General features: G+C 54.6%; 12 protein-coding genes and 1 pseudogene. 9 read left to right on the top strand and 4 right to left on the bottom strand.

The window, feature by feature from the left end; translation table 11 throughout:
• Nucleotide 1: 1 nt before the first annotated feature.
• The 4 genes from ntrB to NC979_RS09645 all read right to left on the bottom strand — a co-directional run bounded on the left by ntrB (nt 2) and on the right by NC979_RS09645 (nt 4,889).
• Entirely contained in the window at nt 2-853 is an 852-nt protein-coding gene (ntrB, locus tag NC979_RS09660) for a nitrate ABC transporter permease (RefSeq protein ID WP_190520142.1), read from the bottom strand.
• A 278-nt stretch (nt 854-1,131) separates the two neighbouring features.
• Nucleotides 1,132-2,478, bottom strand: a complete 1,347-nt coding sequence (locus NC979_RS09655) for a CmpA/NrtA family ABC transporter substrate-binding protein (protein ID WP_190520139.1) — start codon at nt 2,476-2,478, stop codon at nt 1,132-1,134.
• A 322-nt stretch (nt 2,479-2,800) separates the two neighbouring features.
• Nucleotides 2,801-2,989 carry a hypothetical protein gene (locus NC979_RS09650; protein ID WP_190520138.1) on the bottom strand — a complete coding sequence of 63 codons (189 nt, stop codon included), beginning with the start codon at nt 2,987-2,989 and terminating at the stop codon, nt 2,801-2,803.
• 247 nt (nt 2,990-3,236) lie between these two features.
• Complete coding sequence (locus NC979_RS09645) at nt 3,237-4,889, bottom strand: TonB family protein (protein WP_190520136.1); 1,653 nt, start codon at nt 4,887-4,889, stop codon at nt 3,237-3,239.
• 297 nt (nt 4,890-5,186) lie between these two features.
• Here NC979_RS09645 and NC979_RS09640 point away from each other — a divergent pair, with 297 nt between their 5' ends.
• The 9 genes and pseudogenes from NC979_RS09640 (at nt 5,187) to NC979_RS09595 (ending at nt 15,743) form a co-directional block, all read left to right on the top strand.
• Nucleotides 5,187-5,834, top strand: coding sequence for a MotA/TolQ/ExbB proton channel family protein (locus tag NC979_RS09640; protein ID WP_190520134.1), 648 nt, complete (start codon nt 5,187-5,189; stop codon nt 5,832-5,834).
• Between the two features lie 107 nt (nt 5,835-5,941).
• Nucleotides 5,942-6,349 carry an ExbD/TolR family protein gene (locus NC979_RS09635; RefSeq protein WP_190520132.1) on the top strand — a complete coding sequence of 136 codons (408 nt, stop codon included), beginning with the start codon at nt 5,942-5,944 and terminating at the stop codon, nt 6,347-6,349.
• Nucleotides 6,350-6,380: 31 nt separating this feature from the next.
• Complete coding sequence (locus NC979_RS09630; protein WP_190520130.1) at nt 6,381-7,409, top strand: FecCD family ABC transporter permease; 1,029 nt, start codon at nt 6,381-6,383, stop codon at nt 7,407-7,409.
• Between the two features lie 75 nt (nt 7,410-7,484).
• Complete coding sequence (locus NC979_RS09625; RefSeq protein ID WP_190520128.1) at nt 7,485-8,534, top strand: FecCD family ABC transporter permease; 1,050 nt, start codon at nt 7,485-7,487, stop codon at nt 8,532-8,534.
• 155 nt (nt 8,535-8,689) lie between these two features.
• The gene (locus NC979_RS09620) at nt 8,690-9,502 is read left to right on the top strand and encodes an ABC transporter ATP-binding protein (protein WP_190520126.1); all 813 of its coding nucleotides are present in this window, start codon (nt 8,690-8,692) and stop codon (nt 9,500-9,502) included.
• 36 nt (nt 9,503-9,538) lie between these two features.
• Nucleotides 9,539-10,525, top strand: coding sequence for a helix-turn-helix domain-containing protein (locus NC979_RS09615; RefSeq protein ID WP_190520124.1), 987 nt, complete (start codon nt 9,539-9,541; stop codon nt 10,523-10,525).
• Nucleotides 10,526-10,754: 229 nt separating this feature from the next.
• Nucleotides 10,755-13,285 (top strand): annotated as a pseudogene (locus tag NC979_RS09605) (AMIN domain-containing protein); the annotation flags it as partial.
• 171 nt (nt 13,286-13,456) lie between these two features.
• Nucleotides 13,457-14,296 (top strand): iron-siderophore ABC transporter substrate-binding protein, encoded by an 840-nt coding sequence (locus NC979_RS09600; RefSeq protein WP_242024055.1) that lies wholly within the window; start codon nt 13,457-13,459, stop codon nt 14,294-14,296.
• A gap of 322 nt (nt 14,297-14,618) precedes the next feature.
• A complete protein-coding gene (locus NC979_RS09595) occupies nt 14,619-15,743 on the top strand; it encodes an MFS transporter (protein WP_190520118.1) in 1,125 nt (374 codons plus the stop codon).
• Nucleotides 15,744-15,823: the final 80 nt, after the last annotated feature.

Raw genomic sequence — 15,823 nt, 5'->3', positions numbered from 1 at the left:
CCTACTTCCGAGCCGGGGCAATCTTCGTCTGCAAAAAAGCGATCGCGCGATCGAGCAGCAGACCGACAAAGCCAATGTAAAACACCGCCAAGATAATCTCGCTGATGTAATTCTGCTGGTAGGCATCCCAGATAAAGAAACCGATGCCCACAATCCCCGACATCACAATCTCTGCTGCAATAATCGCTAGCCAGGCCAAACCAATCGCAATCCGCAGTCCGGTAAAGATGTAGGGCAGTGCCGACGGAAACAGAATGTTCAAGTAATAGTCTTTGCGAGACAGTTGCAGCACCTTAGCCACGTTGTCGTAGTCTTCTGGAATCTGACGCACACCCTCAATGGTGTTGATCAAAATCGGCCACACAGAAGTGATGAAAATTACGAAGATGGCAGCGGGCTGGTTTTGTTGCAGCGCCACCAGGGCGATCGGAACCCAGGCTAGGGGTGCCACCATCCGCAAAAACTGAAAAATGGGGTAAGTGGCTTTATTTAACCAGGGGCTAGTTCCCACTAAAACCCCGACTCCAATGCCAACGACAGCGGCAGCGCTGTAGCCCTGGGCAACCCGGCCTAGGCTAGCCAGAGTTTGCCAAAACAGCCCCTTATTCAAGCCACCCAAATCAAAGAATGGATATAGCAATAGCTCGCGGGTGCGCGTATCGGTCCACAAACTTAGCGGCCCGGGCAGTCGGGTGGCTCCCGACCACGACACCAGTTGCCACACCGTCAAAAACACCGCAATACCAATGATGGGGGGAATCAGGTCAGGGCCTCGCTTTTGCCAAAACTCCTGAACCGAGCCTAGAAAAGGGTTAGGGCGTGCCTGCTTGCGAACTGGAGAGTGAGTAACCATAGTTGCCGTACCTAAGTTAGAAGGAAAAAATCACAAACGCTTTGAGGAGGAAACCCACCCCGGCCTTTCTTTGGGGAGACCGACCGAGGTAGGCTGGTTCAGGCACCGAGGCAAGGGGGAATGGGGCTGCTGTGGACGGTGGACCCCATGCTCTTGCCTTTGGTCATCTCTCTCTGAACCAGTGCTGTTTGGAGTTAGGGGTAGATGGGTGGATGTGTAGATGGGCGTAACTACCTCGCCTACTCATCCACTCCCCCACTCATCCACCCTTTCTCCGCCTAGACCCGCTTAATCTGAAGACTGTTGAGATATGCCTCAGGGTTAGTCGGGTCAAACTTGATGCCGTCAAAGAAGGTTTCAACGCCGCGAGACGTATCGGCGGGAATGTCGGCGGTAAATCCTGCTTCGGTAGCGGCTTCACGCCAGAGATCTTCGCGGTTGACGGAGTCGACAATGCGCCGCACAGTGTCAAAGTCGGTGAGCTGGTCCTTGTGGAAACCCCAACGCATGCTCTCGGTTAAAAACCACAGGTCGTGGCTCTTATAGGGGTAAGACACGTTGCCTTTGGGGTCTTTCCAGTAGAGGGGGCCAGCGTTGATGTCGTTAACATCGGCTTTGCCGTCGCCCATGGTGTATTGGCCTTTGTAAGGCGGCGTGAGAATCTCGGGGGGAATGTTGAAGTAATTGCGACCAGAGGTAATTTGCACCAGCTCGGCTCGATTGTCAGGGTTGTCGCACCACTGCTGGGCCTCCATCAACCCTTTTAGCAAAGCCTTGGTGGCTTTAGGATTTGCATCGACCCAGTCAGCTCGCAACGCCAGGTATTCTTCTGGATGAAAGGCCCACATTTCGTGGGTCAGACCCGCCATGAAGCCAACGTCGTCGGCCACGATGCGGTATGGCCAGGGGTCGCCGGTGCTAAAGGCGTCCATGGTGCCGTTGCGCATGCCCTGCACAGTTTCGGCTGGGGGCACCGCCAGCAGATCGATATCGGTGTCGGGGTCAACACCACCCGCAGCAAACCAATAGCGAATCCAAAAGTCTTGATTCACGTTGGGGAAGGTGTGAGCCGCTTTAAACTTGCGGCCCTGGGTGCTGGGAAACCCTTTGATGTAGTCAGCGGCACTTGAGATATCTAACCCAAAGCCTTTGCCGGCATGGGTGTTAGCAATGGCAATGCCATTGCCCTGAGTATTGAGCTGGGCCAGCACATACATAGGAACCTTTCGGCCGTTGGTAAGAATGCCTTCGCTGATTAGGTGAGGCATGGGCATTTGCCACTGACCTCCATCGATGCCGCCCCCGGCAGAGCCAATGGTGACGTTGTCGCGCGCCGAGGCCCAGTTAGCCTGCTTGGCAACTTCTACCTCAGTCATGCCGTACTTGGCAAAGAAGCCCTTTGTCTGGGCAATGATGATCGCTGCCGACTCCACGATGGGAATGTAGCCCAGCTTGACCTTAGGGGTCTCGGGCGTGTCAGCGGCGGACAAAGGGGCAGCGGCAGCTACTTGCGTGACGGCAACCGTAGCCGATGGGGGATTGCCCAAACAGCCTTTGAGTAGCAGCGAACTAGCCGCCGATACACCAGCGGTAACCAGAAACTTGCGACGCGAATAATCGGACATAGGACCTCCTTTGAGCAATCTCCGCAGGGGGAGCGCCGGTAGCTAAATGACTGTGGATTAGTTGAACAGCTGTGGGTGAGCAGAATGGACCACGAGGCTTACGCCCCAAGAAGCCTAGGGCTTCGACCAAAGAGAACATCTAAAACGTGCATTGACTTAAATCAATTGCACATTTGTTTTGCATGAAAGTAAGTCTATAGGCATTTTTGAGCCAGTGGATCACCTTGAGGCGCAAGTTTGCAATGCAATTTTTAATTCAATTGATAGGTTTGGCTTATTTAAGGTGATCTATCTATAGCCTCAATTAATATTGCTGCCATATTTACGGCTGGTCGCAGCCCTGAGTTGTCCCATGGAGGGGAAGGCCCAGAGAATACCGACCGGGGTTAAACCAGAGCAAAATGGAGCGAATGGGCGATCGCGCTAAATTGGGCACCCGATCGCTGCTATATAGAAAGCCCTGGCTAGACACCAGAGCGCAGCAGCATAAAGCTTTTGCTTCATGCTGCATTGCTTAACGCAGGTATGGTTTGCCCCCCAGCCCCCAGTCTTGAGGGAGATAGAGTCTCAAAATCCCCAGAATTGGGTGATTTAAGGGGCCATGCAGAGTCTGAAGGCTTTGCCGGTTCATCCCTCATTCAGCAACGCCGCTTTTGCTTCATGCCAAAAGCAGTGCGTCCCGCGTCGGTTGCCGACGCGGGACGCACCAAGACAAACGAGACTTGGCTTCAGAATACAAATTCAACCTTGCGCTGCATCTACTCCCCAGTTGGTGCAGCTGACGGAGCCGGCTCCGCTGCTGGCGGAGGACTAGCCGGGGGCGGTGAGGGTGGTGCAACTGGCGCGGGTGGCGGAGCCGCCGGGGCCGCAGGAGCTGGCGGTGGGGGAGCGCTAGGCGCGGGTGGACTAGGGGTAGGCGCTTGCACCGGCGGCGGGCTCGCTGGTGCGGGCTCTGGCTCTGCGGGTGCGGGCTCTGCTGCCTCTGCGGGTTTCGGCTCTACAGGTTCTGGCTCTGCGGGCTCTGCCTCTACGGGTGCTGACTCCGCGGGCTCTGGTTCTGACGCCGCTGGTGGAGTTGGAGCCGCGGCTGGCTCATCAGCCTCAACAGGTGGCGTCGGCGTGGGCGTTGGTACGGGGCTGGGCTCGTTTGTTGCTGTCTCGGGGGTAGGGTTGGCCTCTGGCGGTAGCTCTACCGCTTGGCGATCGCCCCGACGACGGGCATCGCGGTTGCGACGCGACCCTTCAATGGTCAGGTCATACTCGATGGGAACACTGGCTCCGCCGCTAACGGGCTGAAATTGTGAGTTACGGGCAGCCTGAATGGCGGCTTGATCGATTGCCGGGTTGCCACTGGAGCGAGTTAGGGTGACACTGCGAACGCTGCCGTCGGGATTGATATCGACGCTGACCATGGGTTGGCCTTCAGCACCGGCATCCAGAGCGCTTTGAGGATAGTCGGGACGCACGCAGTTTTGACAGGCTACAGTGCGAGAACCTTGTCCGGAGCCGCTACCACTACCGCTGCCGGAGCCGCTACCACTACCGCTGCCAGTGCCGCTACCGCTACCACTGCCAGAGCTACTACCGCTGCCGGTGCCGCTACCGCTGCCGGTGCCACTACCGCTACCGATGCCGCTACCACTGCCGGTGCCACCGCTGCCGTTGGAAGGGGCAGTGGCCAATCCATTGCCGTCTCTAGCAACACCATTTTCAGCAGCAGCTGAGTCAGCTGCGGTCTGAGCTTGTGCATCGCGCAGACGCTGCAAAAAGTCGCGCAGGTTCTCAGCCTGAGATTCCGTAGATTCAGCGGTTAGAGATTCTTGTTCTAGGTCTTCTGTTTCTGAGGTTTCTGGCTCAGTCTCTGGTTCTTCTTCTGAGATTTCTGGCTCAGTTTCTGGCTCTTCTGTTTCTGAAATTTCTGGCTCAGTCTCTGGCTCTTCTTTTGAGATTTCTGGCTCAGCTTCAAGTTCCTCAACGACTGAATCGGCTTGGGTGTTTCGCACCGGCTCAGGCTTTGCTTCAACCCGCTCTACAGGAGGTGCGACCCGGGCAGGGGCAGGGGGTGATATGACCCGAGCTGCCGTAAAGTTTCCACCCCCACCGCCGCCACCCCCACCGCCGCCACCCCCACCGCCGCCACCCCCTGGTGCGGAGTCATTGACTTCGGTGCTGAGTTCGGCGGGCAGGTTAGGGTCGGGAATGGCTTCAGGTGTATCGGACAGGGGTTCGACGACAATCAGCTCGATTGGCTCAATGTCATCGGCAGCCAGCCTCTGCCAAAAATCGAGCTGACTGAGGCCAAAACCTACCCCATGCACTCCCACGGAACCTAAAATTCCCCAAAGCAGAATCTTGCGGAGTTTTTGCTGCTCGTGCTGGTGTTGTTGACTGCAAATCTCTGAAAGACTCATTAGTGCTTGCCCAAGTAACGGCAAAAATCTTCTTAGCTATATTACACAATCGGCAAACAGTTGCATTAAGACTGCAGTTTTTAATGCCAAATTATCCTTAGAAACGACCGCTAATAAAGATCGAGATTTTGCCAAAAGCATTCCTGGGCAGGGGTTCTACACGTTTCCATCCTTAGTTTACTCTCTGAAATTGCTGCCAAGGCCAGACCTGCTGATGAAAATAATCCTGGTTTTAACCTTGACATTGGCTCGCAAATCAGAGTGAATGCTTGTTGACACTATTTTGCAGCAAAGCCTATGGGTACTATTTTTGCGGCGGGCGGCATCGTCATGTGGCCACTGCTGGGGTTCTCGATTCTGGCGATCGCGCTCATCATTGAGCGGACGGTCTTTTGGTTTCGCATCAATCGCCGCCAGCGTCCAGTAATGCAAGAAGTTTTGCGCACCTATCGGCAAGCCCCAATGGATGTGTACCCCAAGCTGCGACAAAACGTGAATCTGCCCACGGCCCGCATTTTCCTCGAAGCCCTAGAGCTAGAAGGTGCTAAACCCAGCCAGTTTCATCTGGCCCTGCTCAGCGCTATGCAGGCAGAGCTACCTCATCTGCGCCGGTTTAATACAGTTTTCGCCACAATAGTCACGCTCTCGCCATTGCTGGGCCTGTTAGGCACTGTTTTGGGGCTAATTGCGGCCTTTAGCGCCTTAGGAATTGGCGATATCAACTCGAATGCGGCTGCCGTGACGGGTGGCATTGCCGAAGCACTGGTCTCAACCGCCGCAGGGATGGTCGTAGCCATCGGCACACTGCTATTTGCCAATATCTTCAAGGGTCTCTACAAGCGGCAGGTATCGTTGATTCAAGAGTACAGCGGGCAACTTGAGATTCTCTATGAAACCCACTACGACCGAAAGACCCAGCTTAGGGAAGAGACCTTTGCCAGATAGGGAATAGGTGTCAGGTATTAGGTACTAGATACAGGTCAAAAAACTACACCTGGCACCCATCAACTCCCAACTCTCCTACCCATCCACCCTCCCACCCATCTACCCCTATGTCCTACCTTCCTGAAGAGCCAGAAGAAGAGTTTGAGCTCAACGTCGTGCCCATGATCGACGTTATTTTTGCGATTTTGACATTTTTCATTATGTCTAGCCTGTTTTTGACTCGCTCTGAGTCGCTGCCGGTGAATTTGCCTAAGGCGGTCAGTGCTGAGATGCAAAAACAAGATCAAATCACTGTAACGGTGCAGGAGTCGGGGGATATTGCCCTGAATAAAGAGGCGATCGCCCTAGATAAGCTGCAAACTGGCGTACGCGATCTGATGGGCACATCCCAGGGATCAGTGATTGTGATCAACGCCGATGAAGCCGTCAACCACGGTCGCGTGATCGCCGTTATGGACGAACTGCGAGCGATTGAGGGTGCAACCTTGGGGATTGCGACTCAGCGAGGCGAGTAAGAATCGTTTCGGTGGTTTTCGATCAACTGATATGGATGCAAAGTCGGTGCAATCCCAACCCCTAGCTATTTCTAAATCACCTGTATCCCTGGCGCTGGGGTTAGGATTGGGCAGTGGTCTCTTGCTAGTTTGCCTACTATGCAGCATTCTGCTGGGGGCGGCGGATATTAGCCCCGCAACAGTGTGGCAGGCGATTTTTCAGTTTGATGGCTCGACCGAACACTTGATTATTCGCACGGTGCGGCTGCCCAGGGCAATTTTGGCGGTGGTGGTGGGAGCGGCGCTAGCGGTAGCGGGGGCGATTACCCAAGGGTTGACCCGCAATCCTCTGGCGGCCCCAGACATTTTGGGCATTGATATGGGAGCAGCGCTGGCGATGGTGCTGGCAATATTCTTTTTGGGCAGCGGCGGCAGCTATGTAGGGTTTGCCTTTGCAGGGGCTGCGATCGCCGCCATCACCGTCTACTGGATGGGCTCCCTAGGCCGCAGTGGCCTCACACCGTTGAAACTGGTGATCGCTGGAGCCGCCATTTGGTATCTGCTCAGTTCGCTGACCTATGGCATTCTCATTCTCAGCCAGCGCACCCTAGACGAAATTCGCTTTTGGCTAGCCGGGTCGCTAGCCGGGCAGGATATGGCCAGTATGCTACCGGTGCTGCCCTATATTGCCCTGGGGCTGGTCGCATCTCTGGCCCTAGGGCGGCAGCTGACGCTAATGAGTCTGGGGGAAGAAGTGGCCCAGGGCTTAGGGTTGCAGACGGCTTGGGTAAAGGCGGGGGCAGCGATCGCGGTGGTCTTGTTGGCGGGCAGCTCCGTCGCCTTGGCTGGACCCATTAGCTTTGTCGGCCTGGTGGTGCCCCACGTGGTGCGTTTTGCCGTCGGTGTCGACTATCGCTGGATTTTGCCCTATTCAATGCTTTTTGGAGGCATTTTGCTGTCAGTCGCCGACCTCGCTGCTCGTCTAATCATCCACCCCCAGGAGCTACCAGTAGGCATTATGACGGCACTGGTGGGGGCACCATTCTTTATTTATTTGGCCAGGTCAAAGATCAAGCGGTAGGGCACAGGTTGATAGTGGGCAATGCCCGCCCTAGACAAGCCTAAACCTTAAACCCGTCACCTTAAATCCCTTCCCATGTCCATTACAAAACCCTGGCTTTCCCTTCGACCCCGGCGATTCCCGCTCTCTTTTCGGGTTGATCGCCGTGTCCCTGCGGTTTTGGTGGCGCTGCTGCTGGCTGCCCTGCTGTCGCTGGTGTTCAACGTTAGCCAGGGAGAATATCCATTGCCGCCCCTGGAGGTAGTGAAGACCATTTTGGGCTTCTCAGCGAACCCTGACTATGCCTTTGTGGTGAATACCCTGCGGCTACCCCGCGCCCTAGTGGCGCTGCTGGTGGGAATGGGACTGGCGGTAGCAGGGACAATCCTACAGGGTATAACTCGCAACCCCCTAGCCGCTCCAGAAATCGTTGGTATTAATTCAGGCGCTAGTTTGGTGGCGGTGGCGCTAATTGTTCTGTTTCCGCAGGTGACGACGGGCTGGCTGCCAATCGCTGCGTTTTCAGGCGGTCTAGGGGCAGCGATCGCCATCTACCTGTTGGCCTGGAATGGTGGCAGTTCCCCCATTCGGTTGATTCTAGTGGGCATTGGCCTGACGGCTCTGACCAGTGCTCTCAGCAACCTGATGATCACCTTTGGCGAAATCAATACGGTCAGCCAGGCGCTGGTGTGGCTGACCGGCAGCGTCTACGGCCGCAGTTGGGAACATTTGTGGCCACTGCTGCCCTGGCTGGCCATTTTTTTGCCACTGACCATGGTGCTGGCCAGGGATCTGGACACCCTCAATCTGGGCGACAACCTGGCCCAGGGTCTCGGCAGCCGAGTGGAATGGACCCGCAGCTTCCTGCTGCTCTGCACCGTAGCCCTGGCCGGCGCCTCCGTCGCCACCGCCGGCACCATCGGTTTCGTCGGTCTTATGGCCCCCCACCTGGCCCGGCAATTAGTTGGCCCCTCCCACGCAGGCTTGCTTCCCGCTGCGGCTCTCACCGGAGCCTGCATTGTCGAACTCGCTGACATCGTGGGTCGCCTCGCCTTCGCCCCCATAGAACTGCCCTGCGGGGTGATTACAGCGGTCATTGGCGCGCCCTATTTTCTCTGGCTGCTCTACCGCGATCGCAACCAGTAATGCAGAGAAGGCAGAAGGCAAAAAAATGCAGGTGCTGAGTATTAGGTACAAGGCAAAAGGTGCAAGGCAGAACCATAAACCCCAAACCTAAAACCAATTAACCCACCCATCCACCCATCCACCCATCCACCCCGTCACCCCGTCACCCCGCCACCATGCTCACCAACACCGCCACCCAAATCGCCCTCACCACCCGCAAGCTCACCCTGGCCTACGACGGCAACGTAATTATTCAGGGTCTTGATCTCGCCATTCCCCAGGGGCAGATCACCACGCTGGTGGGGCCAAACGGCTGTGGCAAGTCGACTCTGCTGCGGGGCATGGCGCGATTACTCAAGCCCCAGGGCGGCACGGTGTATTTGGATGGGGATGCGATCGCCCACCTACCCACTAAAGACCTGGCCAAACGCCTGGGCATTTTGCCCCAAAGCCCCGCTGCCCCAGAAGGGCTAACCGTGCGCGAACTCGTCGCCCAGGGCCGCTACCCCCACCAAACCTGGCTACAACAGTGGTCGAAGGAGGATGAGCTGAAAGTGGAGGAAGCGATCGCCACCACCCACCTGCACGAGTTTGCCAACCGCTCCCTCGACACCCTCTCCGGCGGCCAGCGCCAGCGAGCCTGGATTGCCATGGCCCTGGCCCAAGATACCGAAACCCTACTGCTGGATGAACCAACTACTTACCTCGATCTATCCCATCAAATTGAGGTGCTCGATCTGCTTTACCAGCTCAACCGCCAGGCAAAGCGCACCATCGTCATGGTGCTCCACGACCTGAATATGGCCTGTCGCTACAGCCATCATCTGGTTGCTATGCGCGACGGACAGGTCATCGCCCAGGGGCAACCCACCGCCGTTGTAACCGAAACGATGGTGCAGCAGGTTTTTGCCCTAAAGAGCCGCATCATTACTGACCCCGTGTCTAACACGCCGCTGTGCCTGCCCATCAGCCAGTCTATCGAGAATTAGTCTGATTATCGGTGTCAGGAGGAGGACCAGCGGCCTGTGACGACTACCTTTCAAAATGGCGAATTGCGCCAGCTCCTGCGAGAGCATGTTCAGAACACGCAGCCAGAGCTATTGGCAAATGAACGGGATCAAACCCTAACCTATCCTGACTGGTTAGGTACTGGCTACAAGCGCGATATCGATCTGCCCAGTGGCATTGCTCTAACCCTGCACCGCTACCGTTTGCACCAAAATTTAGTGCAGGCCTGTTCGCCAGAGCAAAGCAGCTGTTTTGAATTTGTTTTTAGCCTGACAACTCACAGTCAATACAACGAAGGGCCAGTACTCGGCGATCGCCAGGCCCATTTGCTCGGCCCAGAATGGCAAGACAGCTGCTGGCGAGAATTTGCGGATCAAGACTATTTATCGGTCGATATTCATCTCGATCCACCCCTGCTAACGACGTTAGCTGAAAGTCACAGCGCTAGGCTACCAAAAACGCTGCAAAACATGCTGACGGGAGCACAGGAATTCCCCTTTGTTGACCCCATCGCGATCACGCCAGAAATGCAAACTGCCCTCTGGCAAATCCTACAGTGTCCTTACCAAGGACTGACCCAAACCCTTTACCTAGAGGCTAAATCCCTCGAACTGATTGCTCTTTTTCTAAACGCAATGGATGATGGTACCGTTGCTAAGTCCATCCTTCATCAAGATGATCTAGAACGTATCCACCAGGCGCGGCAAATTCTGCAAAGTAATCTGCAAACACCCCCTTCCCTAATCGATTTAGCCCGGCAGGTGGGCCTTAACGATCGCAAGCTCAAGGAAGGATTTCGTCAAGCATTTAACACTACCATTTTTGGCTATCTCACCCAGCAGCGGATGGAAAAAGCTTGCCAACTACTTGGGCAGCAACGCTCCGTTGCGGTCGTTGCGGCGATCGTCGGCTACGCCAGCCCAACTGCCTTCAGCGGAGCTTTTCGGCGCAAGTTTGGGGTGACGCCAAAGGCCTATCAATTAGCAAACTGTCGGGGGGCTTAGGAATTAGATTTGGGGCGTAGGGTGTAGGATCCAAGGCTGAAGAATTGGCTATGGACCCGGCGCTTTGCACGACTATTTTTTTGCTGCTTCAAAAAGTCCCGATCGAAGAGAAAAAAGTCCGGGTCGCAGAGAAAAACCCTGCCTAAGCCTCATAATCTAAAGCTAGCTCAATTGAGAATCTTTCTCGTTTGTAAGCGCCGACAAACTGGTGGCTAGTTGTGTGTGGGGAATGATGACTTCGAAAACCTTGGGTTTTGGACTGTTTGTGATGGGCTTGCTAGCGGGCGTGACCGCCCCTTGGGCTGGGGCAGAACCGCTAGAGCTTCCTGAAGCTGAGCGAGTTCCAGAGGCGACAGCCCAGCTTGACTCGGCGGCACTCACCGTGGAGGAGTGGATGGCCCAGGGACAAACCGCCGCCGCAGTGATTACCGACGTTGACATTAGCGATACCCCAGAGGGCCTGAGAATTGAGCTGGTTAGCGATCGCCCCCTAGCGATCGGCACCTCCCGCACCGAGGGCAATGCGCTGATTGCTGACATTCTCAATGCAACGCTGGAGTTGACTGACGAGGCTACCGTTGAGCAGTTTGCCCCTGCCGAGGGCATTGCCCTGGTTCAGTTAACGAGCCTGCCCGACGGCACTGTGCGGATGTCCATTACCGGTACCGATGGGCCACCCACCGCCCAGATTGACACAGCTGCAGGAAACCTGGTCTTTAACATAGCGCCAGGAGTTGCCCAGCTTGACGGTGCTGAAGACGCCATTCAAATCGGAGTTACGGGCCAGGGGCAACAGGATTACCGAGTTCCCAACGCCGCCATCGGGAGCAGAACCGATACCCCTCTGCGCGATTTACCATTTTCGGTGCAGGTAGTGCCCCAAGAGCTTTTGGAAGATCGTCAGGTACAAAGCGTCAACGAAGCCCTGCGGACTGTGGTAGGTGTACCCCCAGCAACTCGTCTCAGTCAGCTTTTGAGGGCTATGTCATTCGCGGGTTTTCGGGTAGAAATATTCTGCGCAATGGATTGCGCGATGACACCAACATTACCTCCCGCATCGCGATTCCTAACATTGAGCGAATTGAGGTTCTAAGAGGCCCGGCGGGGGCCTTGTTTAGCCAGGGTTCGCCTGGTGGTACCGTCAACATTGTGACCAAAAAGCCGTTAGCGACCCCACACTATATTGTGGAGGGAACAATTGACAATTTTGACACCTATGGCGGTTTTATAGACTTTACCGGGCCACTCAATCAGTCTGAAACCCTGCTCTATCGCCTCACCGCAGGCGCGTCTAGTTCGTCAACCTTTATTGACTTTTTTGAGCGCCGAAATTATGTCATTGCGCCCACGATCAGTTGGCAAGCTGGGCCCAACACCCAAATCAACTTTGAAGGCGAGTATACGATTTCTGAACAGCCCAACGATCGCGGGCTACCCGCATTGGGCACAGTTTTGCCTAACATCAATGGTCAGCTGCCCCGCAATCGGTTCATTGGAGAACGCAATGATGATTTAGATAAAAACGATCGCTACGTGCTGCGACTAGGGTATACCCTCGATCACCAAATCAACCCCGATTGGCAGCTGCAAAATTCGTTTCGAGCTAGCTTTCAGCAGCAGCCACAAAATTCCCTCTTCCCCACAGCGCTGCTCGATGATCAGCGCACTCTAGAACGGGGCCTTTTTACGGCTGGCGACCAATCTCAAGATAACTACTCCTTTGATACTAGCCTGACGGGCAGAGTACAAACAGGTAGCATTTCTCACCAGCTCTTATTCGGTTTTGATGTCAATCGCGATATCTACGCGAGCGGTGGTCAAGAATTTGTTCTTGATCCCATTGATATTTTTAATCCGGTCTACGGAGTAGCTCAACTGCAGTTCGTGGCTAGCTATCCTAGAGAACCTCTGATTACTAATTCGGTGGGGATTTATGTTCAAGATCAAATCGACCTGCTACCCCAGTTGAAACTTTTACTGGGGGGGCGGTTTGACCTGATCAGTCAGCAGACGCTCTTTGCCGATGGCTCTGAGGCTTTCCAGGATGATCAGGCCTTTAGTCCTCGTCTGGGGTTGGTCTATCAGCCCAGTGATGAACATGCGCTTTATACCAGCTACAGTCGCTCGTTCTTGCAGAGCGTGGGCACAGCCTTCGACAATAGTCTCTTTGAACCTGAGCGAGGCAATCAGTACGAAGTTGGGATTAAATCAGACTGGCTCGACAATCGGTTCTCGACCACTTTGGCACTCTATCAAATCACGCGGACTAATGTGTTAACCGAAGACCCTATTAATCCGAACTTCTCGGTGCAAACTGGGGAGCAGAGAAGTCGCGGGGTTGAACTCACGGCTACAGGCGAGATTTTGCCCGGATGGAATATTGTGGCGGGCTACGCCTACACAGATGCCCAAATTACCGCTGACACTACTTTAGCCGTAGGCAATCGCCTCAATAATGTGCCAGAACATGCCGCTAGCCTGTGGACAACCTATGAGCTGCAATCGGGATCGCTCCAGGGGTTAGGCTTTGGGCTGGGGCTGTTTTATGTGGGCGATCGCCAAGGCGATTTAGATAACTCATTTCAAGTGCCGGGCTATACCCGAACCGATGCCTCGGTGTTTTACAACCGAGAGGATTTTCGGGTTGGGTTAAACATCGAGAACCTATTTAATATCACCTATTTCGAAGCCGCAGAAAGCCCGCTGCGCGTCTTCTACGGCGCACCTTTTACGATCAGGGGCACAGTTTCTTGGTCGTTTTAAGGATGATAAATGAGTGGTTAAGAACGTAACGCTATGATCGATAAATCCTGGTGGCGACGCATCCAACTATTTTGGAGCGGAGTCTTGATGGTAGCCCTGATCCAGAGCTGTACTGGTTCAGAAAACCAGCCATCTGCAAGTTCAGCGCCCGAGTCGTCAACTTGTCACATGGTTCGCCATGCTCTGGGAGAAACCTGTGTGCCCAATCAGCCGCAGCGGGTCATTACCCTAAGTGTGCCTAGCCTGGGAGATGCGATCGCTCTGGGGGGCAAACCAATTGCCACCGTCGTCTATTTTGACGAGCCACCGCCTTACCTGGCAGAACATCTAAACTCCATTCAAATATTGGGCAAAGAAGAACAGCCCAACCTTGAAAAAATAGTCGCCCTAAAACCCGATCTCATCATTGGCATTAAATATGCTACCGAAGCCATTTACAGCCAACTAGCGCAAATTGCCCCTACAGTGGCCGATGACTGGGAAGGATATCCCTCTTGGCGACAGCACGTTGACTTTGTCGCCAACGTATTGGGAAAAACAGATGCAGCTCAACAGGTGTGGAACCGTTACAACCAACGCATTCAGTCTTTGAAAACCGCCCTAGAAGATAGCCAGAAAAACCCGGAAGTCTCTTTTGTCCACACCTGCTGCGGCACAATTGACCTAGACTTAAAAAATTCTTTTAACGGCAGCATTCTAGCTGATGCAAACTTACGTCGACCACCGGCTCAAGCTGTACCGGTTGCTGGCGGCATCGTGAAATTGTCTGAAGAACGACTGATGGATATTGACGGCGATGTTCTATTTGTCGCCACCGATGGTTCTGAAGCGGCTCAGACAATTACCGAGCTCAAACAAAATCCGTTATGGCAGCAGCTGCGGGCTGTTCAGAACGATCGAGTCTACTCGGTTAATTATCCGACCTGGAGAGGCGGCAATCCCTTGGCTGCAGATGCAGTAATAGACGACTTATTTAAGTATTTGGTAGAAGACAACCAGCCAGCTTGATGGATCTATGACCAACCCTACGCCACTGCTTTGACAGGAGATAAAAGCTGTCCTAGCCATTGGCAAAATTTAGTCAAAGACAGCGATTATGGCGAAATTGCTGAAACACCCTCATCCCCAACCCCTTCTTCCAAAAAGGAGAAGGAGAGCCGGATTCAAAGTCTCGCCCGTTCTGGGAGAGGGATTTAGGGTAAAGCTACAAAAGTGGGATTCACTCTGTTGCTCGGCAACAATTTTCAGAGGGTCTAAAACTAAACTTATCGCTTAAATCCCGCCCTTCTCGTGATTCAGACGAAGCACCCTAAGGCTAGAGAACAAGTTTGTGCGTACTTTTACGATCATCTGGTTGGGCCAGCTCGTCTCGACTATTGGCAGCTACATGACCGAGTTTGCCTTGACCCTCTGGGCCTGGGAGATGACGAAATCGGCTACGGCTTTAGCACTTGTGGGATTTTTTTCGCAGCTATCGCGCATCCCGATCACCCTGGTGGCGGGGCTGGTCGTCGATCGCTTTAATCGCAAACACCTGATGATATTGGGAGATGCTGTTGCTGTTCTCTCTACAGTTGGCATTGGCCTACTTTACTTAACGAGCCACCTGCAAATTTGGCATTTGTATCTGGCCACTATGCTGAACGGTAGCTTTGGGCAAATTCAAAGTTTGGCCTATCAGACCTCGATCTCTAGCCTGGTGCCAACCTCTCAACTAACGCGGGCCAACAGCATGAATTCGGGAGTCCACTACGGGGCGACTATCTTTGGTCCGGCCCTAGCTGGGGTGCTCTATCCGCTGGTGGGTCTACTGGGGATTGTAGGAATTGATATGGTGAGTTTTGGGGTGGCGATCGCCACGCTCCTTTTCCTTCAAATTCCTCAGCCTGCGCCCCCAGCCACGGTTGAGATTGAAACCCTGTTGACCAAGCTGACCTTTGGCTTTCGCGAAGTTTGGCAGCTGCCCAGGCTGCGGGCCTTGCTGTTGATCAGCACCCTGTTTTGGTTTTTCCACGATCTAGGTGGCGCCATCTACGAGCCAATGATTTTGGCCCGCTCCAACGGCAGTGCCCAGGTGCTAGCCAGCACTGCAACGGCAGCCGGCATTGGCGGCGTGGCAGGGGCAATCATCCTTAGCGTTTGGGGTGGCCCAAAACAAAGAGTAGGCGGCATGCTGGCCGGATTCATTGGTGCCGGGCTGAGTAAGACGGTGTTTGGGCTGGGGCGAGCGCCCCAAGTCTGGGTTCCGGCACAGTCCTGCTCGTCGCTCAATTTTCCTCTGCTGGGCAGCTCCGAAACCGCCATTTGGATGACTCAGATTGCCCCCATGCAGCAGGGCAGGGTGTTTGCCGCCAATGCCCTGGTACTACAGGTCGTGAGTGCCGGCGCCGCGCTCATGGCTGGCCCCCTGGCCGATCGCATCTTATATCAAGTCCGCATGGAGGAGCATAATTAGAGGGATTGCAATCAGAAGCGTGCAATGCCTAAGCAAGTACAAGTTGTGAACCATCTGGCAGTAGATGAGCTAGCGCGTCG

Origin of the sequence: Leptolyngbya subtilissima AS-A7, assembly GCF_039962255.1 — a bacterium.
Lineage (GTDB): Bacteria > Cyanobacteriota > Cyanobacteriia > Phormidesmidales > Phormidesmidaceae > Nodosilinea.
This window is presented reverse-complemented; position numbering and strand designations above follow the sequence as displayed.

Excerpts from the sequence above, each read along its gene's own strand:
- ntrB (WP_190520142.1), bottom strand. The coding sequence starts at position 853 with ATGGTTACTCACTCTCCAGTTCGCAAGCAGGCACGCCCTAACCCTTTT.
- NC979_RS09655 (WP_190520139.1), bottom strand. The coding sequence starts at position 2,478 with ATGTCCGATTATTCGCGTCGCAAGTTTCTGGTTACCGCTGGTGTATCG.
- NC979_RS09650 (WP_190520138.1), bottom strand. The coding sequence starts at position 2,989 with ATGCAGCATGAAGCAAAAGCTTTATGCTGCTGCGCTCTGGTGTCTAGC.
- NC979_RS09645 (WP_190520136.1), bottom strand. The coding sequence starts at position 4,889 with ATGAGTCTTTCAGAGATTTGCAGTCAACAACACCAGCACGAGCAGCAA.
- NC979_RS09640 (WP_190520134.1), top strand. The coding sequence starts at position 5,187 with ATGGGTACTATTTTTGCGGCGGGCGGCATCGTCATGTGGCCACTGCTG.
- NC979_RS09635 (WP_190520132.1), top strand. The coding sequence starts at position 5,942 with ATGTCCTACCTTCCTGAAGAGCCAGAAGAAGAGTTTGAGCTCAACGTC.
- NC979_RS09630 (WP_190520130.1), top strand. The coding sequence starts at position 6,381 with ATGGATGCAAAGTCGGTGCAATCCCAACCCCTAGCTATTTCTAAATCA.
- NC979_RS09625 (WP_190520128.1), top strand. The coding sequence starts at position 7,485 with ATGTCCATTACAAAACCCTGGCTTTCCCTTCGACCCCGGCGATTCCCG.
- NC979_RS09620 (WP_190520126.1), top strand. The coding sequence starts at position 8,690 with ATGCTCACCAACACCGCCACCCAAATCGCCCTCACCACCCGCAAGCTC.
- NC979_RS09600 (WP_242024055.1), top strand. The coding sequence starts at position 13,457 with ATGGTTCGCCATGCTCTGGGAGAAACCTGTGTGCCCAATCAGCCGCAG.